Here is a 21,063-nt window from a genome sequence, read left to right as displayed (position 1 = left end):
TCTGCTACTCGCCCCGGCACTCAGACCGTCACGGCGTCGATGCCGTTGCGGCCCTCGTGTGCCAGAGGCAGGAGCTGGTCCCAGAGTTCCTGAGGGATGTCACGGTTGAGCAAGCCGAGGGTCTCCTCGACCCGGCTCGGCTGGGACATGCCAACGATGGTCGACGCCACGCGCTCGTCACGTACCGAGAATTGCAGGGCAGCTGCAGCGAGCGCGACGCCGTGCTGGCGGCACAGCTCCTCCATGCGCAGAACCCTGTCGATCGTGGCCTGGTCCACGGGTGCGTAGCAGTACCGCGGGACTGCCCTTGGTCCCTTGACGAGCATTCCGCCGCCGAACGGGGCGGCGTTGACGAAGGCGACTCCGCGGCGGGCCGCGTCCTCCAGGAGCGGCTCGGCTGTCTGTTCAACGAGGGTGTAGCGGTTGTGGCTGATGACGGCGTCGAACGCGTCCGTCGCCAGGTACTGCAGCTCTAGGTCGATGGGGCCCCCGGCTACGCCCAGGTACTGGATAACACCCTGGTCCCGGAGATCGATGAGGGCCTCCAGCGGACCTCCCTTGGCCACTCCCTCGTCGAATGAAATCTTCTCGGGGTCGTGCAGGTAGACGAGCTGGAGTTTATCGAGGCCAAGACGCTCCAGGCTCTCCTCGACGGACCGGCGGACGCGGTCCCCGGAGAAGTCGGTGCTGCCGGGAAGCGGGTCGACTTTCGTGGCGACGACATATCCCTCAGGGATGCCGCCACGCTCGGCGATGGCCCTGCCGATCCGCTCTTCACTTGCACCCCCGCCGTACTCATTTGACGTATCAATGAAGGTGAAGGGCCCGTCGAAGACACGCTGTATTGTGGCGACGGCGGTGACTTCATCGACCTCGTAACCGTACTGGGCGGGAAAGCTGCCGAGCGCACTGGTGCCGACACAGATATCGGAGACGGTCAGGCCGGTGCGGCCAAAGGGGCGGATGGACATGGTTCCTGCTTTCTGAGCTAAATGGAAAGACGATGGGTGGGCCGTCAGGCGGCCCGGGTGCGCGGGAAACGTTTCGAGAAGAATCCGGAGATCCTCTGGACGCCGCCGGCACTGGAGAGGAAGACGGCGAGAATGATGACTGCGCCCTTGATGACCAGTTGCGGCTCGGAGGAGATCCCGACGAGGTTCATGATGTTGATGATGGTGGTTAGGATGAACACCCCGATCACTGCGTTCAGGGGATCGCCTTTTCCGCCCATGAGGGAGGCGCCACCCACGACGACGGCTGCGATGGCGTCGAGCTCGTAACCTACGCCAATGAGCGAGCTTCCCTGCCGCAGCTGGGAGGCGGCGATGAGGCCTGCCAGGCCGGCGAGCACCCCGGAGATGGTGTAGGTGATAATCAGGTTCCGCGCGACCGGCAGGCCCGAAAGTCGCGAGGCTTCAGGGTTGCCGCCGATTGCGTAAAGCGAGCGGCCGAACGTGGTGTACTTGGCCACGAGCGCGGCGACCACGGCCACGATAATGAAGATCAGGACGGGGTTGCGGATCCCGAGGAAGCTGCCGCGGGAAAAGGCCTCGATGATCCACTGGTTGCGGATCTCAATCAGGCTTGTCGACTGGATGATGTAGCTGAAGCCCTTGACGGCGCTCATCATGGCCAGCGTCGCGATGAACGGGGGGATGTTCAACCAAACGACGAGGATGCCGTTGATCAGTCCGGCAACCGCGCAGCAGATCAGCACGAACACAACGGACGCGCCGGCGGGCATCCCTGCCTGCAGGGTCAGTGCCGTAATCACCGTGGACATGGCCAGGACCGAGCCTACGGAGAGGTCAATTCCGCCGGTCAGGATGACAAAGTATTGGCCGATAGCCAGCACCACGACGATCGAAGCGGCCGTGATCACGTTCTCAGCATTGCGGAACGTCAGGAAGTCGTCGGAGACGTAGTAGCCCACCGCGATGATCGCGAGAAGCACGAGGATAAGGTAGCTCTTTGGCAGGGCACGGAGGGCGCTGCCCCGCAGCCGGGAGCTGATACTGGATGATGGCGATGGGGAGGGGGCGCCACTCGTTGGCGGCAGGGACGACAGGGTCCGGGACATGGTTGTACTCCTGAATAGAAACTGATTGAGGGGGCCGTCAGGCGAAGCGCTCGAGGATGGCGTTGCCGGAGGGGTCGATGTCGTCATGATCGAGTTCGGCGACGACTTTGCCGCGTGCCATCACGAGGACGCGATCGCACATCATCGCCTCCGTGATCTCCGAGCTCGCCACCACGACGGTTCCTCCCGCCTGCGCGAACTCACGAATGAGCTCGTACATGTCTTCCTTCGCCCCGACGTCCACGCCGCGGGTGGGTTCGTCGCACACGAGGATGCGTGACTGGCGGACAAGCCAGCGGGCCAGGATGGCCTTCTGCTGGGTTCCCCCGCTCAGCGTTTTGAGTGGCTGGTGCACACCGGATACCTTCATGCCGAGCCGGGCCACCATGTCCCCGGCCACGTTGCGTTCCCGCCGGGACTGGATCACGCTTAGCCGACTGAATTGCGGCAGGCTGGCCAGCGTGATGTTGCCTGCCACTCCCATGTCCGGGATGAAGCCCGCTGCCTTACGGTCCTGCGGCAGTAAACCAACCCCCCGACGGATTGCGTCACGGGGGGCACGGAAGTCCACTGCCTTCCCATCGACGCGGATCTCGCCAGAAGTCCGCCTCCGTGCACCCGCAATGAGGCCGGCCAGTTCTGACTGGCCGCTGCCGATGAGCCCGGAGATACCGAGCACCTCACCTTCACGCAGCTCGAACGTCACGTTTTCCACGTAGCCCTGCTCGGAGAGGTCGCGGGCAGAGAGAATGACACGCTCCCGGGGACCGGACCCAAGGCTGGGCGAGCGTTCCCCGCGGAGGGCCGCATCGGCGATGGACCCTTCGAGGCTCTTCCCCACCATGGCCGTGACGACGTCGGCAGGTTTAGAATTTGCCGTTTTCAGGTCCGCCGCGTTCACGCCATCGCGCAACACGGTCACGGCGTCGCAGAGCGAAAACAGTTCGTCCATGCGGTGCGAAATGTATAACAACGTCACGCCTTGTTCCGACAGGGAGCGGAGGACGGTGAACAGCCGCTCAACATCGGGCAAGGGCAACGTGGAGGTGGGTTCATCCAGGAGCAGGACCCGGGCGTCCTTATGCAAGGCCTTGGCCAACTCCACAGCTTGTTGCTCCGCCGTGGAGTAACTTCCGACCGGGCGGCGGACATCGAGATGGAAGCCGACGCGGTCCAGCGCGGTCCGGGCTTCGGCCTGCATACGCTGCCAGTCAACGAATGCCCCCGCCCGTCGGGGCAACTGACCGAGGAAGATGTTCTCTGCCACCGAGAGGGACGGCACGAGCGAGAGTTCCTGGTAGATGGTGTGGATCCCGGCGCGCTGGGCGTCCATGGGGTCACGGAAACGCTGCAGCTCACCGCCGAGGCGTATCGTGCCGTTGTCCGGGGACTCCGCTCCAGAGAGGATCTTTACGAGCGTCGACTTGCCTGCGCCGTTCTGTCCGGCGAGTGCATGGATGGATCCGCGGGCGACGCTGAAGCTGACTCCCTTCAGCGCCTGAACGCCAGGATAGGACTTGGTGACGCCATCGAGCCGCAACTCCGAAGCGCCGGTGTGGGTGTCTCGTGCCGCCTCCGCCGCTGCGGTGGAAGGCGAGACCGGGTTATGCGCGAGCATCATGCTCCTTATATAGGGCTCTGGGTGGATCGGCCGGCCACGGGGCAGCGCCGGCCAGGGAGCTCAGTTCTTAGCGCGGACGTAGGTGTCCGAGGGGACGTAGTAGTCTCGCGCCTCGGCAGGCGTGACCACCGTCGTATTGATGTAGTTGGTCTTGTCCGGGCACTGGGACTGGTCGCCGTTGAAGGCGGCAAGTGCCATCCGCACTGCGGCAGCTCCCTGGTCCCACGGCTGGTTGGACGCATCAGCCTGCAACGGACCCTTCGGGTCGTCCACCATTTCCTTGATTGCTCCCATGCCGCCGTCATAGCTGGCCATGAGGATCTTGTCACCCCAGAGACCCGCCTGCTGTAGGCCCTGGACAATGCCGCCATGCATGACGTCGCTCATGCTGTAAATAACCTTGAGGTCCGGGTTGGCGGTGGCCACGTCCCGGATCGGGGCGAGTGCTTTATCGGGTTTCCATTCCCCGTACTTCGTGTCGAGCTTTACGGTGGTGACCCCCGGGTGCTTGTCCATGACACGGTTCCACCCGGCCATGAAACCGTTAAAGCGGAGGTCGCTTAGCACGTCTCCCGGGAAGCCTCCGATGCCGACGAGCTTGATTTGACCTTGGTCACCGTACTTTTCGAGTGCTTTCTGGGCAGCCGTTTCCCCGGCAAGTGAGCCAGTGTGCTCCTGATCCTCCGCAACGTAGCAGAACATGTCCGGAACCAGCGACTTGTCCACGCTTGAGTTGACGGTCACGACGGGTATTCCCGCATCCTTCAGGGCCTGAACCGAGGGTCCGACGCCGATTGGGTCGTTCGGATTCATGACCACGACGTCCACGCCCTTCGTGATGAGCGTCTGAACATCCCCATTCTGGCGCACGGTGTCACCATTGGCATCAAGCAACTCGAGGCGTGCTCCGATCTTTCCCGCCTCGGCCTGGCCCCCCTCAACGAGGGTCTTCCACCAGTCGCTGCCGCTGATGCCGCGCTGGCTCCAGCCGATGACCAGCCCCTTGCCGCTTGCCTTCTCCCCCGCATCGTGTGCGGCAGCGCCGCCCTTACAGCCAGCCAATCCAAACATGGCGACCGTCAGGACAGAAACGCACAGAGCCGCCCTGCCAAGCTTTTTGTTCCGGTGAGATCCAGTTGTACTTCTTTGCATGAACAACACTTCCTTGTGGTTCGCGTACGCCCCATCGTCGTGGGCTTAGTGAGCTACGCTACAACGTGAGTTAGCGCACTATCAAGGAGCTGTGCGCAAATATTTTTAATTGGGATTGATGCTGGTATTTCTGCGAAGGGATGTCGATAATAAAGGAATCGCACTCATTGCTCAGCCATTGGCTAGATAGTCAGCCTGCTAAGTTACCGCTAACTCGTCACCTTCTACCTCTTGCCGGCCAACCCGCGGGTTGCCCCACAGGCAGGGCACTTATGCTCAGATCAAAATGGCCGGAATCGGCTATGGCATCAACCGGGGCCACCTGAACTGGTGTCGAACGGACGATTTTCAAAGGACACTGGAACGAAAACCATGGCCACCAGCGCTGCTAAGACAATCACTAACCGTGTCTCGATAGTGGACGTCGCGGTGCTGGCAGGAGTCTCAACCCAGACTGTGTCCCGCGTTGCAAACGGGAGCCCCGACGTCCGGGAAAGTACCAGGGACAAGGTTGTTGCTGCGATGCAGCAGCTCGGATACAGGCCAAACGGCGCCGCCCGGGCGCTGAAGCGTGGCAGCTTCCAGACTATCGGCGTCGTCGTCTTCTCGCTCGCCTCGAGCGGCACCATGCGCACTTTGGAAGCCATTGCCCTGCATGCGGCGCGGCAGGACTTCGCCGTCACCCTGATCCCCGTCACCGCCCACACCCAGGCCGGCATCCGGGATGCGTTCTCGCGGGTGAGCGAACTCGCCGTCGACGCTGTCATCGGCATTATGGAAATCCACCTGCTCGATGCAGCCTCCGTCACCCTTCCTCCCGGCGTCAAGGTCGTCTTCGTCGACTCCGACGCGGGCCAGCAGTACAGCATGGTGGACACGGACCAGACTGACGGCGTGCACAAGGCACTCCAACATCTGCTGGGCCTGGGGCACCGCACCGTCTGGCACGTAGCCGGGCCCGAAGAATCGTTAGCCAGTGAACGGCGTGCCGCCGCGTGGCGGGCCGCGCTTACCCGTGAAGGCAGGACTGTCCCGCCCGTGCTCCGAGGCGACTGGTCCGCCGACTCCGGTTACGCCGCCGGTCTCCGGCTCGCCAACGAACCCGACTGCACCGCCGTCTTCGCCGCCAATGACCACATGGCCCTGGGTCTGCTCCGCGCCTTCCACGAAAAAGGAAAATCGGTTCCTGACGACATCAGCGTTGTTGGCTTTGACGACGTCCCGGAAGCCTCCTCGTACACACCGCCGCTTACCAGCGTCCACCAGGACTACACCGAGATCGGCAAACAATGCATTGACAACATCCTCCGGCAAATCCGCAGCAACACCACCGAACACGGGATCACCCTAGTTCCCAGTCAGCTCGTTCTCCGCCAAAGCACTGGTCCCCGCGATCGAACCACGACGCCGGCTTGACTGATCCAACATGGAGATGGTTCATGATGGCCCTTCACTACGACAGCGTTACGAGTCGACCACCGAGAAGGCGGGGCTCCGCCTCCTCGCAGTTGGGCAGCGTTCGCTGCCGTGTCCAGCTGGTTGCCGGTTCGCCTGTGTTGTCTGTGAAGCGACCCTGCGGCGCTTTGCCGCCCCCCGCTTATTCCGCACCCGGGACCCACATTCTCGACGCTTTCTTGAGCCCGTCGCGCCCTTGGAGTGCCGGAGCACGTTGGCGATTATCTCCGGGGCATGGTGGAGCGGAGGTCGGCGGCGCCATCGGAGGCGTTCCGGGCAGGATAGTCGATAATTGCTGACCCGGGCCGCCGAACCTCATAGACCTTTGAGGAGGCAGCGGTCCTGCCGAAGGGTCTCATATGGCGTCACGACGTCGCGCGAAAGTCCTTGCGATATCCAGCCTTGCCGGGGGTCCATATCGAAACATGTTCAAGACGAGGCGAATAAGGAGAGTTCCGACGGCAAGGAGTTCGACAGGGGCGATGCGCGGCCTCGACGCGGCTGAGGTGAGCTGGGCCTGTCGAACCAGCAAGCGTCCCGTCAAGAGGACGCCTCCCTCACCGCCGGCCCCACCCCGTCCATGGTTTTCGAACGGGCGGCCGGAGCGCGGATAACGACCGAGTGATCTTCTGGAACGGGCGAGATACCGTGGTCCCTTCTTCCAGCCCCAGCTCCGGGGACTCCAGTACCAGAAAGACCCAAAGTCCGCCAAAGGGACTCTTCGCCGGACCTGGATGACCTGCGCGCAGGTACGAACACAGGAGGCGTGCACGATCTCCCTCCTGCGGATCGGGGCATTTTGCCTGGGGTGCAGCCGACAAACAGGAACGCCAAGAAAGTTAAGGCTTGTCAACAGCAGTGAATCAAAACACGCCTGGCCCGCAGAAACACTCTGCCCGAGGTAGGACTCGAACCACATTCCCCCTGCAAACACTGGGAACCCGCGAACACAAGCAGATTCCGGAGCAGTAAACGGGCAGTAAGACTGGATCCGATGCCAAGGGTGGAGCACTCCTTTTCCCACTAGTGCCGTAGCGCGTCGGCTGATTCTCACCCCAAGCGCGCGCTGCTGCGGCTCATCCGGAGGGCTCGAGTGGGCCGTTCCGCCGGTACCTGCTGGACCCGGCTTGGTGGCCACGTCCTTGCTCCCACACGGAGGTCAGTGCCCGCAAGCGATCGGCCAAGCCCTCGACGGCCGAGGGCGGGGCTTCGGCGAGTAGGGCATCTTCGAAGGCGAGCTGGGCGGGAATCACCTCGTCTACGAGCGCGACGCCAGTGTCGGTGAGGACGAGCAGCGAGGAGCGGCCGTCGGCCGGGTTGGCCGTTCGGCTCAACAGTCCCCGAGCCTGGAGGGCGTTCAGCCGCATGGTGATCGCGGAGCGCGGGGCAAGCAGCGTCTGGGCCAGTGTCGTTGGGCTCAGAGGTTCGCACGTACGGCGCAGCGCGGAAAGCACGTCCAGCTCGCCACGGGTGAGCCCGTAGTCGGCGAGGAAGGCGTCGCTGGCTTCGAGGATGAGGCGGGAAGCGCGCAGCACGCGGTGGATCACCCCGAGGCTGGTGAAGTCGAGGTCCGGGCGCAGCCGGGCCCACTCACGCTGCATCCGGTCCACGGCGTCGCCCTGAGCGGGCAGGCCGTCTGCGTCCTGATCCATCCGCCTCCTCCGCGCCCCTGTGACCGTCGTCTCCGTCAACTTCAATGGTAGTTCATTTATGTAGTAACCTTGAAATACTTCATTCCTGTATCACCTCGAAAGGTTAAGATGACGCCGGCCACCCCCACGCGGTCCTGGTGGGCGGCAGTCTTCGATCTGGGCCCGCATGCCGGCGCCCATTGGACCGCCCTGCGCGCAAGCCTGTCGATCTTCGTGCCGCTGGTGGCTTGCATGGCGTCCGGCCGCGGCGATCTGCTGCTGTACGCGGCGATCGGCGCCTTCACCGCCCTGTACGGCCGACACGAACTGCGTCGGGTACGGCTAGCCACGCAGGCGCAGGCGGGCGTGGTGCTGGTGGTCGGCGTCGTCGTCGGTGCCCTGGTGGCGACCGTCCCGTTCAGGCTCTGGCTGCTCGTCCCGGTCGCGGCCGCCTGGGCCGGCGTCGCGGTAGTGCTGGCCGAGCTGGGCCGATGGCATCCGGCCGGAGCTCTCAACCCGGTTTTCGCCCTCACAGCCTCGGCCACGGTCCCGATCGCTCTGAGCACGGTGCCCGCAGCCGCCCTCGCTGCGGGAGGCGCGGCCGTCTTCGCGCTGCTGCTAGCCCTCCCGGGTTGCACCGCCCGCGACCCAGTGCGGTACCGGCTGTCGTCGCGTCGCCTACGCCCGTCCGACCCGGTGGGCCGACACGCCGCCCGGTATCTGCTCGGAATCGCGGCCGCCGGCCTCGCCGTCGCGACCAGCGGCATCGGCCACCCCTACTGGACCTTCGTCACGGCATCCGTCCCCATGTCGGCACCCGACCTGCACGCCCGCCTCACGCGCGCTGCCCAGCGGGTGATCGGCACCGCCGCCGGCCTCGGCGTCGCAGCCCTCGTACTGGCCACCCACCCCAGCAGCTATTCCGCGATCATCTTGATCGCCGCGCTCCAGGCGTGCACCGAGCTGACGACCGGCCGCAACTACAGCCTCGGCCTGGTCTTCTTCACCCCAATGGCCCTTCTGCTGGGCGATCTCATGATGCCAGCCTCGATCGGCACCCTCCTGACTCAGCGCGCCCTCGAAACCGTCATCGGCCTCACCATCGCCCTGGCCGCCACTGTCATCACCCACGAAAGGCGCACTCCTCCGAGCCGGACCCCACCCTGCAATCATCCGCTCGACCACGCGTAGAGCCCGCCACGATTTAGCACCGACAAGGCGCTCTAGCCGGTGCGCAAAATAACCACGAACGGTCCCCCTCAGGTGATTGAGGGCGGACCAAACGTGGTTCAGCCTGCCAGAGTTGCTTCCGGTGGGCTGGTAACTAGCGGTTGGTACGCCCGCCGTCATCAAGTTCGATGTTTTCCTTGCGGACTTCTTCCGTGACGGTGTGTTCGTCGGTGATGGTTTCCTTGCCCAGGCGAACCGTCGACGGGGACCGCTTCGTTTAGTACGACCGGGCGTTCTTCGTCAATGACCGCTTCGTGCTCTTCTTCCGTGCGCGCATCTCGCCACGATCAAAACACCACCCCTCGCCAAGCCTGGAGCCAAATCGACACGGTCATGTCGTTCCTACTCCCCCGGGCCCGTGAGTAGGTGTGGGCCAGCCGGCCCCCAAAGAAGCTGGATCGTGGAAACGAGAACCGGGTTACAGGAGGCCGAGGGGCCGTCGGCCAGGGAATTTAACCCGCCACACACCTGAACAGGCACGGGGCGGCCACGCCAAAGCCGCAACCCAACCATCAGAGCGACGCGACCAGAGGCCTTGTCAACACGTCAAAGAAAAATCGCCTTTGACGAAGGAATCTGTAGTGCCCGTGTGGACTTTGTCCACACTTCCTTTTAGTTCAAGTCCATTGTCCTCGAACGGTAATCGCCAGGTTGCAGACAACGCACGTACGCCAGCGAGTACCAGTTACTTCGGTCAAGAGTGCTGTCAGCGCTCGGCCGCGGATCCTTTGGCCCACCGATAGTCGGGGAACGAGCCTTTGCAGTGGAAATACCCCAACTGTCCTACATGGATGAGGTTCGAGGAACCCGTCTGCACAAGCCCCGGAATTCAGCGGGAAGTGTGCAGTCAGCAGTCCTTTGCACTTCTGACTGCATTGAGCCCCATCGTTTAGACCTTCCTGGTCCACGTACAGGGGTATAGCGGCTTCCCCTCATTGCAGATTTCGGTCAGATTGTTCTTTTCCGCGATTGAGGGGCGGCTTAAACCTGGAGTAGGTCAGGCAGATCGGCCGCGAAATCCTGTTACTGGAGTGTGTCGTGGCCGCCCTCCCTTTCGAACAATCCAAGCCGCTGTCATCGCGTCCTGGCGCCGGGCCGGTTGCTGGGCTCCGGGTGCTTCCCTCCCTGCGTGGGGCCAGAACTTCGGCTGACCTGACCACATTCAGGCTGATTGACTCTTCCAGGCAGTGGCCGCTCGTCCTCACTGAAACCTTCGTCGGGACAGCAGACAGGCTCCAACGTGCACTGAACTATGTGGGACTTGAAAGGGCCGGGGGCCTCATTGACCGCATCGACCAGGAACTGCGGTCCAGGGCACGAACACGACCGCACCCTGTCGATCCTGAGTCAGGGCCGTAACCCACGGGATGTGGCCCAGCGGCTGTGATTGGGTGTGGACCACGTACCCTCTCAACCCCTTCGGAACCCGGCAGCGTCGCTGGACCCCAGGGACAACACCAAAATCAGCGACGAAGCTCGGGGATTACCGATCTCTTTCCCGTTCATCGTGGCTCGACTAGTTGGCGGCTACTGGTAATCGGGGAGGGCACGGCGTGGGTGACAGGCAGAAGAATCCGGTACGTGTCGGTATCGCCGAGCAGTTGCAGGACATGGTCCTGGAGTCAGCCGAAGTGGCCAACATGCTCGACGAGCTTGTCAAACACGCAGCAGCAACGCTTGCACCCGGCCACGCCGTGCTCTGCGGAATAACCCTGGTCCGAAAAAAGCTCCGGGCCACTGTTGCCACCAGCGCCCCACAGGTAAAAGCCGTGGATGAGCTGCAATACAACTTTGGGGACGGCCCCTGTCTCACGGCCCTACGCGAGGAGGTCACTGTCTACGTGCCCGACCTGGACCGGGAGCGCAGGTGGCCACGGTACTGCGCTGTTGCCTGGTCCGAAGGCATCGGCTCGATCCTCTCCATCCCACTGCCCCTGGACAATGACGCAGGGGCCGCCATCAACCTGTACGCGGCAGACAGGGAAGCGTTCACCGACGACGACATTGCCAGTACCCAAACCTACGGGGCGCAGGCCTCCAAGTCCCTACGCCTCGCCGTCCGCATCGCGCAGTTGCTGAGCGCCCAACAGAACCTCGAAGCAGCGATGCGGTCCTGCACCATCATCGATCGATCTCGCCGCAGGCATCATCATGGAACGCCACCACTGCAGCCAGGACACGGCCCTGCAAACCCTCCGCGAGGAATCAAACAACCGGAACCGCAAACTGCGCGACGTCGCCGCCGCATACGTGGCAAAAACAAACACCCACGCATCAATTCACACTCATTTCGACCACTAATCGGAGGACCGCGCTGTTCACATCCAAGAGGGTCAGGAGTTCGAATCTCCTTAGGTTCACAAAGACCCGCTGCGTAAGGCTCTTCACACACCGATGTCTCTAGCCGCTCGCCATGGTCCGCGAAACGGCCGTGCGGGCCCGACCCATTCCTACAGGTCAGGTCTAGAGTGTAGTCATGGGAATCATCATCGGCCTTCTGGTCCTCTGGCTCATACTGTCCATCGTCGGCTTCGTTGTAAAAGGACTTCTCTGGCTCGCCATCATCGGCCTGATCCTGTTCGTCGCTACAGGCGTATGGGCGTGGCTCAAACGCAAGACCAACGCCTGACCCCTAACCTTTAACAGCCTGTACCCGCCGCCACCAGAGCTACCTGATCCAAATGACACATCAGGATTATCCCAACGGCGGATGCGCAAATGTGACTCCAGCACGTCTGAACGGGCCTGTGACGTCAGACAAACGATGCCCCAAGCGGCCCAGCGCACCTATGTAGAGGACAGCGGTCCGTCTGGGCACGCAAGTAGCTACCGTCCACGAGTGTTTCGAAGCCATCGCGAGTGGGCGGGGCATTGCGTTCAACCAGGCCTCCACCCAGCATTAGCATGCACCGCACACCCCTGCAGGGGGCCTAAATGACTGCCTAAAAACCATAAAGATGATGTGGAAAGGGACCCGGGGAACGTACTGTTAGGATTTCTGGCCCGCTGACTTCAGTAGGCCGGCTTGCGTACGGGTGCTGAGGAGTTGCCGTGGAACTGAATGGGCAGGAACGCACCGTCGTGACCATTGATCTTTCCCGTCACGGTTACCTGCATGTTCGATGGACACCCGGAGCAGTGGTCACTGCAACCGAAGCAACCGCCATGAAGAGCCGCGCGGTCGAGATAAGTTCTGGGCGGGCCCTCCCAATGCTGGTGGAAATGTCCAACTTGGAGTGGGTCGATCGCCGTGCCAGAGAGATTTTTGCAGCGCCGTGGCCGCTCGCACGGATGGCCCTCGTCGGTGCCAGTCCCGTAGACGAGGTCATCGCCATCTTCTATGCCTCACAGCATGACCATTCATGTCCGACGCGGTTCTTCACATCAGTGGACGAGGCGGTAACCTGGCTGACCGAGTGAATCAACCGGGGCCCGTTCAGTGATGCTTACGCTCATGCGCCCCGCAGGCGACTCTTCCGCCCGGGCCTGGCATCTGCATCCGTAATAGTCGCTGACCAATGCGGTCTCCCCGCGTACCTGGGATTTGCAAAGGCCGTCGTAAACGTGCGTTTGCGACCCGGCTGCGCTAGGACAGCGCGAAGAAGGGGAAACGGACTCCCTGACCGATTGGTTCGGCCGGTGAAGGCGTTAAGCGCCGCGGCTGAAAGGCAGAGTCGCAGGCAAATGAAGCGGTCAGTTCGAGTCGAGAGAGCTATATTTTTAGAGTGCGCCTCCGCCCGTTTCTGCGGGCGGCCCGGGTCTCAGATTTTTTCGGGTGCGAGACGCTCTATTGGGAGGGCTCCACGTGTCTCAGAACGTTCTCCAGGAACCGCGACGGCGTATCGGCCGACGGGGGGCCCGGCTCGCTTGGCTCGTTGGATGTGCTGCCCTGCTCCTTGGGGCGCTCGCGTTGTATTTCTTTTGGAACAACGGAACGGTGCAGGCGAGGGTAACGGGCGACTTCTTCATCCTTGCCGCTGCCCTGATGGCCGGCATCAGCTGCAGCAGGGCCGCTCGGCGCGGTGAGAATGCGCGGGCGTGGTCTCTTCTGGCCGTCGCCGCGTTTACCTGGGCTGCGGGCCAGGCGCTTTGGACGTTGTTCGGCCTCACCAACAACAACACATATCCCTTTCCCTCGATTGCCGACGTCCTGTTCCTCGCGTACTCCGTGCCTGCCGCCGCCGCGCTTTTCAGCTTCAAACGTCCAGCCGGCACAACCAAGGTGGGCTGGGTCAGGTCATCCCTTGATGCCTCGGTGATCGCCGGCTCCGTCTTGGCGATCAGCTGGTACACCGCACTCGGGCCGGCCCTTAACTCCGATGGCGACGTCCTGACCGTGCTGGTCAGCGTCGCATACCCCGTGGTGGACGTGGTCATGACCTGTCTGGTGCTGGTCCTTGCCATGCGCCGGCAACCAGGAGAACGCCTCCCGTGGCTTTGTTTCGGCAGCGGGCTGCTCGCCCTGACCATCACGGACAGCACGTACATCAGACTCACCTTCGACGGCGTCACGGGCGTCACAGGATCGCCCCTGGCGGTGGGGTGGATTGGCGCCTTTCTCCTGATTGCGCTTGCACCGCTTGTCCCCTACGCGCAAAGACCGCAGCCCGAGCGCAAGGCGTTCGCTCTGGCCCTGGAACTGCTCCCCTACGCGCCTATCCTGGTGGCCCTCGTAGTCGTCGCAGGACCCCACGTTCAGGAACTAAGCACTTTCCTGTTGGTGGTGGCCAGAACCACGGTCGTCCTCATCCTGATCCGCCAAGTGCTGATCGTCGTTCAGAACATCACTTTGACCACCGGCCTGGAACAGGAAGTAGCCGTCCGCACTGCAGAGCTTGAAGGTTTGGGCGCCATTGTGAATTCGTCCACCGATGCCATCTTGAGCACCACCCCCGAAGGCCTCATCACCAGTTGGAACCCCGGCGCCGAGCGGCAGTACGGCTACTCCGCAGAGGAGGTCATCGGCCGCGACGGGCGAATCCTCCTGCCCGCGGGCAGCGCCGACAGGATCCAGGAGATCTTTGAGCGGCTCCGGGACAGCGGCGACGCGATGAACTTCGAATCCGAACACGTCAGGAAAGACGGGACGGTCATCCCGGTCTCCGCGACGGTCTCACCAATCCAAAAAGACGGGAACCTACTCGGGATTGCGATCATCGCCAGAGACATCACTCTCCGCCGGGCCGTCGAGGACGAACTCAGGGCAGCACGGGCAGCCGCGCTGGAAGCCAGCAGGCTCAAGTCCGAATTCCTCGCCACCATGAGCCATGAAATCCGCACGCCGATGAACGGCGTCGTGGGACTAACTGCCCTGCTGCTCGACACCCCTTTGGATGAAACACAGAAACAATACGCCCAAGGCGTCAAAGGCGCCGGTGAAGCGCTGCTGGCCTTGATCAATGACATCCTGGATTTTTCCAAACTCGAGGCGGGCAAAGTCGAACTGGACCTGCGGCCCTTCGATCCCCGGCTCCTGGTTGAGGACGTCGCGGCGCTGTTAGCGGAACCGGCACAAGCCAAGCGGTTGGAACTCATCGCCTACTGCGAGCCAGGCCTTCCCGGCAGATTGATCGGAGATTCAGGCAGGATCCGCCAGATCCTGTTGAACCTGGCCTCCAACGCCGTGAAGTTCACCGCGGCAGGAGAAGTCGCCATCCGAGTCAAGACGGAAACAGGTGATGCCCGGCACGGATCCGCTGCCACGATCTATTTCGAAGTCCGCGATACAGGAATCGGTATCGAACCCACCCAGCATGCCCGGCTGTTCGAATCATTTTCCCAAGCCGACGCCTCGACCACCCGCCGCTACGGTGGCACCGGACTGGGGCTGGCAATCTGCAACCGCCTGACCGAAGCCATGAACGGTGAGATCGGGATGAAAAGCGTGCCGGGACAAGGCAGTACCTTCTGGTTCCGGATCCCGTTGCCCGTGGCGCCACCGTCCACCGATCCCCTGCCAACCGCAGACATCCTCACCAAGATGCGCGCACTGGTGGTGGACGACAATGCCACCAACCGCCTGGTACTGGAGTCACAGCTGCGCGGCTGGAAGCTGCAACCTCACGCCGTACCTGACGCCAAGACCGCCCTGGTCAGCGCCCGTAAGGCCGCAGAGCGGGGAGAACCCTTTGATCTTGCGGTCCTGGACCTATGCATGCCCGGAACCAACGGCCTGGAACTGGCACGGGCCATCAAAGCTGACCCTGCCCTGGCCAGCATCGAACTCATCATGCTCACCTCGACCATGCAGATCAACGGCTCAGCAATCGCCGACGCCGGAGTCCGGGAATGGCTCATGAAACCAGTCCGCAGCTCCGAGTTCTACAACCGCCTGATCCGCCTAATGTCCACCAGCGAACAACGCCCCCCAACTGAGCGGCTCGCAGGTAGGACTAGCTCGGCTATGCGTGAACTGACCGGCACCGGCCCCTCCCATCAAAGGCCCGTCCGCGGCCGCCTCCTGGTCGTCGAGGACAATGAAGTCAACCAGCTCGTGGCCCGATCAACAGTGGGGAAGTTCGGCTATGACGTGGACGTCGTCGCCAACGGCGCCGACGCAGTGGCCGCCGTCGAAACAACAGAATATGACGCAGTCCTGATGGACTGCCACATGCCGGTGATGGACGGGTTCGAAGCCACCGGGATCATCCGGAGCCGTCAGGACGGGAACAGCCGGCTTCCCATCATCGCGATGACTGCCGGTGCCCTCGACGGGGACCGTGAACGCTGCCTCGCCGCCGGCATGGACGATTACCTCGCCAAACCCGTCGACTCCGCTGACCTCGAAACAGTCCTGGCCCGATGGGTCCCCGACAAGGTCGGCAGTTACCTGCCCGAGCAACCTTTGGCCGTCACGGGCGGTCATCCATCACCCACCAGCGGGCATGCCAGGCAGGGGCTCGATAAAAGCCGGCTGGCGACTCTTCGTGACCTTGGGCCATCCGATGGGCTGGGCCTGTTGCCGGCCGCAGCAGAAGCTTTCCGCAACGATGTCCCGGACCGGATCGCCTCCCTGCATCAAGCGATCAACGACAACGACGGTCCAGCCCTGGCCCAGGCGGCCCACGCACTCAGAGGTGCCGCGGCCAACATCGGCGCCACCACCGTCGCGGCCCTGTGCGGCGAGCTGGAGGCTATCGGGTCGGCCGGAAATCACGGCCACGCCGGGCAGCTTATCAGCCGACTCGAAGCGGAACTCGCGCACGTCAATATCGAACTTGATCGGGCCCTGGACGGTGCGCCGTGAAAATCCTGGTGGCAGATGACGATCCGGGCTCGCTCCTGGTAGCTAAGGCAGCCGTCGACCGATCTGGTCATGACTGCCTGACCGCGAGGGACGGCGACGAGGCGTGGGCTATGTATCTGGAGCACGAGCCGGACGTGGTGGTCACGGACTGGATGATGCCCGGCCGGGACGGGCCCGCCCTCTGCCGTGCCATTCGGGCACGGGCGGCAGACCTGTACACCTACATCGTGCTGCTCACCTCCCAAGGGTCCCGGGACGACGTCCTTGCCGGGCTCCAGGCCGGCGCGGACGACTACGTCACCAAGCCGCTGGACCCTTTTGTCCTGCACACCCGGCTGCTGGTGGCACAGCGGGTCACCACTTTGCACGCCGACCTGGCCCGGTACCGGGACATGCTCACACAGCAGGCCCGAACCGATCCCCTGACTGGGTTGAGCAACAGGCTCAAGCTCACCGAAGACCTCACACAAGTGCACGCCCGCAGCCAACGGTACGAGGAGGAATACTGTCTCGCCATGTGCGACGTCGACAACTTCAAAAGCTACAACGACATCTACGGACACCAGGCCGGCGACCAGGCATTACAAGCGGTTGGCACCGCACTGGCAGCAGCGGCACGCAGCAGCGACGGGGTGTACCGGTACGGCGGCGAGGAATTCCTCCTCGTCCTGCCGAAGCAGTCACAACAGGGCGCCAAACAGATGCTGGAACGGGCACTTCACGCCGTCCACGCCCTCAACATCATCCACTCCGGGGACCCGACGGGCCACCTAACAATCAGTGCAGGAATCTCCGCCTTCACCCCCGCGCACCACCCTGACGCGGACGCCGTAATTGGAGAGGCCGACGCGGCCCTCTACACCGCCAAAGCCGGCGGCCGGAACCGGGTCGCACTAGCACCGTAGACAAGCCGCCGCCACCACTCCCAAGTCTGTCCTCCCTGGGCCACTTCGGACGAAACGAAGGAGTCACTGTAGCTCGGGAGACGTGCTACCTAGGGTACGGTGTGTCCACGCTGCGCGGAGGACATGGGCTGAAGCCAGCTGCAAGGCCACCGTCGTCGTACGGGCAGGCGAGGAAGTGCGCACACGCCACAACGCCTACCACGCGGAACGCTGCATGGCCGCAGTTCTGTCCAACACGGCCTGATAAGCGGCAGCCGGGTAATCGACCAGAAGCGTGCAGGGGATTTCCTCTCCCGGCATGCTGGCGGCGTCGGACCCCCCGGGTAGCCGAACAAGGCTCACATAAAGCAGGCGTAAGTATGGACGCTGTACACCCACCCTTTGGCAGGACAAAGCGGCGCACACATAGCGGCCTCAGAGGACCAGGATCAGCCAGTCGGAGAAGACCACGAGATCCTTGCGGTCATGTTGTTCCCGCTCCCCCGGCACATGAATAGGTGTAGGCCAACACCGGCCCACCCAACAGAGCGAAACGAGGAAGCGCCAGGACCCACTCTGAGCAAACGGAAGGCCCACCAGCCAGGGACATGGACCCGCACCCCACACCTAAATAAGCTCCGCAGCAGCCAGGCCAAAGCCCGCACTCCCAGCGTCAGAGGGACGCCACCACAAGCTTTGTCAACACGTCAAAGCAAAATCGCCCCTGACGAGGGAATCCGTCGTGCCCGAGGTGGGACTCGAACTACATTCCATCCCCTGCAGGCACTGGGAATCCGCGAAAATATGCGGAATCCGAAGCAGTTCGCTAGCGGTACGAAGCACTCCGGTATGAAAATTGTGGACATTGTCCACACCATCCGCGGGGGCCAACTTTCGAACTCCGCCGGTCGTCTTCAGATCGAATTTCATACGCCCATCACCTGTAACTCCAATAACGGCGCCGGCCAACGATTCCACCCCGACGGCACCGCCATCAGTCCAACTCCCACTGCCAATTGACGGAAGATACGCTGTAGGGCCCTCACATAGTGTCTAGGGGCTCAGAGAAGGACGCGCCTGGCATCGTGACTGAACCTTCCCCCAACCGCCCCGGCGCGACGGCGTCATCCACACCAAATGCCGAGTTTCAACCGCCGTCGCCGGTGCGGCCATCACTTGGGAGGCGTAGTGCCTCCTGGGTAGCCCACGGCGACCCTCCGGAGCCATGATGGCACTATGACTGATCCCCAACGGAAACTGTCCGCCGCCGAACTCACCGAAGCAGGACTTACGGGCTGGCACCTGACCGGCGAAGCCCTCACCGCCACCTTCAAGACCCGGAAGTTCTCCACCGGGCTCGAGCTCGTGAACCGCATCGGCGCCTCCGCCGAGGAAGCCAACCACCACCCCGACCTCACCCTCACCTACCCCCAGGTAAGCGTCACGCTCTGAAGCCACGACGTCGGCGGGATCACCAGCCGCGACATCGACCTCGCCCGCACCATCAGCGGCCACGCCGCTGACCTCGGGGTCGCCGCTGCGGAGTAAGTCCACGCAGTCGAACTGGGGGCGAAGGCTCGTCGAGGCGCGCAAAACCGCCTTGACGGAATCTTCATTACCGGCGCTCAGGTGCGACGCGCCGAAGTAGATGTGGACAGCTCCCCTCCTATAAGCAGACCCACGAAGACCACCTGTTTTGTTGCTCTAGCGGGAGCTCATTTGGCACGTTCAGAGTTCACACTTCAATTGAGCCGACTCCGCGGCCAGGTCGGTGATGCGGTCCCAGTCTTTGGCCGCGACGGCGTCGACAGGGGTGAGCCAACTGCCGCCCACGCAGGCCACGTTGGGCAGTCGCAGGTAGTCCGGTGCGGTGGCCAGGGTGATGCCGCCGGTGGGGCAGAACTGCACATGCGGGACGGGCGCTCCGATGGCGGCCAGGTACGAGGGGCCGCCCGCGGGCCCGGCGGGGAAGAACTTCATCGTGTCCAGCCCGGCCTCCAGCACCGCCATTACCTCTCCTACGGTGGCAACACCCGGAAGCACCGGGACATCGAGGGACAGCATTGAGGTTAGCAGGGCGGGGGTGACGCCGGGGCTGACCAGGAACTTCGCCCGGCCTGCACTGCGGCATCGGCCTGGGTGGGCGTGAGGATGGTGCCGGCGCCGACCAGGATTTCCGGCACCTCTTCTGCGATCAGCTTCAGGGAGGTCAGCGCGGAGCCGGTCCGGAGGGTCAGTTCGATGATCTTGACGCCTCCGTCCACCAGCGCGCGGGCCAGAGGCACCGCGTCCTGGAGGTCGTCGATGGTGACTACCGGGATGACCGGCGAGACGTTGAGGACGTTGGAGGCGTCAGACATGGTTGATCTCATTTCCCAGGCCGTCCGGCCCGTCAGTTTCCAGGATGCGGTACCAGTGCAGCAGCAGTTCCCTGAACCGCGAGTGCTCCGCCAGGTCAGGGTCAAAGACGGACCGGAAACCGAGCAGTGCAGGCACCACCGTGTCCGCGGATTGGGTGGTGGGAAGGGCGGCCTGCAGTTCCTGCGCAAGCGGGTCGTTCAGGTCTGTTTCGAGAGTGGTGGTCACGTGGTGCATCCACGACGCGACGGCGAGTGAGACCCATCGTGGTTCGCGCCCGGCGTCGATCGTTCCGCGGATGGTGGGAAGCAGCCGGAGGCCGATCTTCTGCGAACCGTCGCTGCCCACCTTCGCGGTGGTGTGGCCCAGGGCGCTGTTCGCGAACCGGCGCAGGACTTCTTCACAGTACTGTTCGCCGTCCAGGCCGGCGGGCAGGGCAATGCTGGGCAGCGCTTCGTCCAGCATCATGCGCCGGCAGGCCGTGCGGAAGGCGTCAACGCCCACCGCGTCGCTAATGGTTTCCTTGCCTGCAGCAAGGCCCAGGTAGGCCAACATGGAGTGGCTGGCATTGAGCAGCCGCAGCTTGGCGGACTCCCAAGCGGCAACATCTGTGGTGAACAGGGCGCCGGCGTCTTCCCAGCGTGGCCGGCCGGCAGCGAAATTGTCCTCGATGACCCACTGCTTGAACGGCTCGGCGACGACGGCGGCCTCGTCGCGGAGGCCGAGTTCACGTTCGACGGCGGCCAGGTCGGCGTCGGTGGTGGCCGGCACCATCCGGTCCACCATGGTGGACGGGAACGTGGCGTTGCGGTCGATCCATGCGAGGAGTTCGTCGCCTTCCCCGGCTGGGAGGGCTGCGGCGAAGTTGCGGACCAGTATGCCGGTCAATTCACCGTTTCCGGGCAGGTTGTCGCAGGACACCACCGTGATGGGTCCGGCGCCCGCGGGCGCCCGGCGCTGGAGGCCGCGCGCAATTTGGCCCACGGCGGTGCGCGGCGGCCTGCCTTCGAGGTCTGCGCTGGTCTCCGGGTCGTCCAGGTCGAGGGTGCGGGTTTGCGGGTTGAACCGATAGCCCTTCTCGGTAATCGTGAGGGTGACGATCTTCGTTGCCGCGGCGCCGATTCGTTCCACCACTAGCTCCGGGTTATCCCGTCCTGAAACTGCCTCAACGATGCTGGAGACGACACGTGCCGGTGCGGCACCCTCGCCCCGTTCGGCCACGGTGAAGAGTCCGTCCTGTGGGGCCAGCTGCCGGGCCACGGTGGCCGAGCGCTGGGTGACCCCTACGATGCCCCACTGCGGATCGCCTGCCGCAAGCATGGCGTCCTCCGTGAAGACGGCCGTGTGGGCACGGGCGAAGGCACCCAGTCCAAGGTGAACGATTCCGGGCTGCAGGCCGTCCCGCT

At 63.4% G+C, this 21,063-nt stretch carries 14 protein-coding genes and 1 pseudogene; 8 read left to right on the top strand and 7 right to left on the bottom strand.

The features are described from left to right. Positions 1 to 20: 20 nt before the first annotated feature. From J2X98_RS20045 to J2X98_RS20030, 4 genes are read right to left on the bottom strand one after another with little or no spacing between them, the layout of a single operon-like run. Positions 21 to 971 carry an aldo/keto reductase gene (locus J2X98_RS20045; RefSeq protein ID WP_307311767.1) on the bottom strand — a complete coding sequence of 317 codons (951 nt, stop codon included), beginning with the start codon at positions 969 to 971 and terminating at the stop codon, positions 21 to 23. Between the two features lie 44 nt (positions 972 to 1,015). Continuing rightward, a complete protein-coding gene (locus J2X98_RS20040; RefSeq protein ID WP_307311765.1) occupies positions 1,016 to 2,080 on the bottom strand; it encodes an ABC transporter permease in 1,065 nt (354 codons plus the stop codon). Positions 2,081 to 2,117: 37 nt separating this feature from the next. After that, positions 2,118 to 3,701: a sugar ABC transporter ATP-binding protein gene (locus J2X98_RS20035; RefSeq protein WP_307311763.1), complete on the bottom strand. Its 1,584-nt coding sequence runs from the start codon at positions 3,699 to 3,701 to the stop codon at positions 2,118 to 2,120. 60 nt (positions 3,702 to 3,761) lie between these two features. Next, the gene (locus J2X98_RS20030; RefSeq protein ID WP_307311761.1) at positions 3,762 to 4,772 is read right to left on the bottom strand and encodes a sugar ABC transporter substrate-binding protein; all 1,011 of its coding nucleotides are present in this window, start codon (positions 4,770 to 4,772) and stop codon (positions 3,762 to 3,764) included. 453 nt (positions 4,773 to 5,225) lie between these two features. On the opposite strand from J2X98_RS20030, the gene J2X98_RS20025 reads away from it, so the two are divergent. Then, positions 5,226 to 6,269 (top strand): LacI family DNA-binding transcriptional regulator, encoded by a 1,044-nt coding sequence (locus J2X98_RS20025; RefSeq protein ID WP_307311759.1) that lies wholly within the window; start codon positions 5,226 to 5,228, stop codon positions 6,267 to 6,269. Positions 6,270 to 7,384: 1,115 nt separating this feature from the next. On the opposite strand, the gene J2X98_RS20020 is transcribed toward J2X98_RS20025, so the two are convergent. Further along, complete coding sequence (locus J2X98_RS20020; protein WP_307311757.1) at positions 7,385 to 7,960, bottom strand: MarR family winged helix-turn-helix transcriptional regulator; 576 nt, start codon at positions 7,958 to 7,960, stop codon at positions 7,385 to 7,387. A gap of 108 nt (positions 7,961 to 8,068) precedes the next feature. Between J2X98_RS20020 and J2X98_RS20015 the strand changes: the two genes are divergently transcribed. The 7 genes from J2X98_RS20015 to J2X98_RS19980 all read left to right on the top strand — a co-directional run bounded on the left by J2X98_RS20015 (position 8,069) and on the right by J2X98_RS19980 (position 18,751). Then, entirely contained in the window at positions 8,069 to 9,130 is a 1,062-nt protein-coding gene (locus J2X98_RS20015; RefSeq protein ID WP_307311754.1) for an FUSC family protein, read from the top strand. A 1,592-nt stretch (positions 9,131 to 10,722) separates the two neighbouring features. Further along, complete coding sequence (locus J2X98_RS22340) at positions 10,723 to 11,547, top strand: GAF domain-containing protein (protein WP_444964476.1); 825 nt, start codon at positions 10,723 to 10,725, stop codon at positions 11,545 to 11,547. 98 nt (positions 11,548 to 11,645) lie between these two features. Beyond that, positions 11,646 to 11,798 carry a hypothetical protein gene (locus J2X98_RS20000; RefSeq protein WP_307311752.1) on the top strand — a complete coding sequence of 51 codons (153 nt, stop codon included), beginning with the start codon at positions 11,646 to 11,648 and terminating at the stop codon, positions 11,796 to 11,798. A 422-nt stretch (positions 11,799 to 12,220) separates the two neighbouring features. After that, entirely contained in the window at positions 12,221 to 12,589 is a 369-nt protein-coding gene (locus tag J2X98_RS19995) for a DUF7793 family protein (RefSeq protein WP_307311749.1), read from the top strand. A 385-nt stretch (positions 12,590 to 12,974) separates the two neighbouring features. Beyond that, positions 12,975 to 16,415, top strand: coding sequence for a response regulator (locus tag J2X98_RS19990; protein WP_307311746.1), 3,441 nt, complete (start codon positions 12,975 to 12,977; stop codon positions 16,413 to 16,415). Then, positions 16,412 to 17,320, top strand: coding sequence for a GGDEF domain-containing protein (locus J2X98_RS19985; protein ID WP_307311743.1), 909 nt, complete (start codon positions 16,412 to 16,414; stop codon positions 17,318 to 17,320). Before J2X98_RS19990 ends, J2X98_RS19985 begins: the two co-directional genes overlap by 4 nt. Positions 17,321 to 18,535: 1,215 nt before the next feature. Then, positions 18,536 to 18,751: a 4a-hydroxytetrahydrobiopterin dehydratase gene (locus tag J2X98_RS19980; RefSeq protein WP_307311738.1), complete on the top strand. Its 216-nt coding sequence runs from the start codon at positions 18,536 to 18,538 to the stop codon at positions 18,749 to 18,751. A 276-nt stretch (positions 18,752 to 19,027) separates the two neighbouring features. Here the strand turns inward: J2X98_RS19980 and eda are convergent. Further along, a pseudogene (gene eda, locus J2X98_RS19975) lies at positions 19,028 to 19,659 on the bottom strand (bifunctional 4-hydroxy-2-oxoglutarate aldolase/2-dehydro-3-deoxy-phosphogluconate aldolase). Then, on the bottom strand, positions 19,652 to 21,040 hold the full coding sequence (locus J2X98_RS19970; protein WP_307311784.1) for a mannitol dehydrogenase family protein: 1,389 nt from the start codon (positions 21,038 to 21,040) through the stop codon (positions 19,652 to 19,654). Before J2X98_RS19970 ends, eda begins: the two are co-directional and overlap by 8 nt. Positions 21,041 to 21,063: the final 23 nt, after the last annotated feature.

Origin of the sequence: Pseudarthrobacter enclensis (genome assembly GCF_030811655.1) — a bacterium.
Classification (GTDB): domain Bacteria; phylum Actinomycetota; class Actinomycetes; order Actinomycetales; family Micrococcaceae; genus Arthrobacter; species Arthrobacter enclensis_A.
This window is presented reverse-complemented; position numbering and strand designations above follow the sequence as displayed.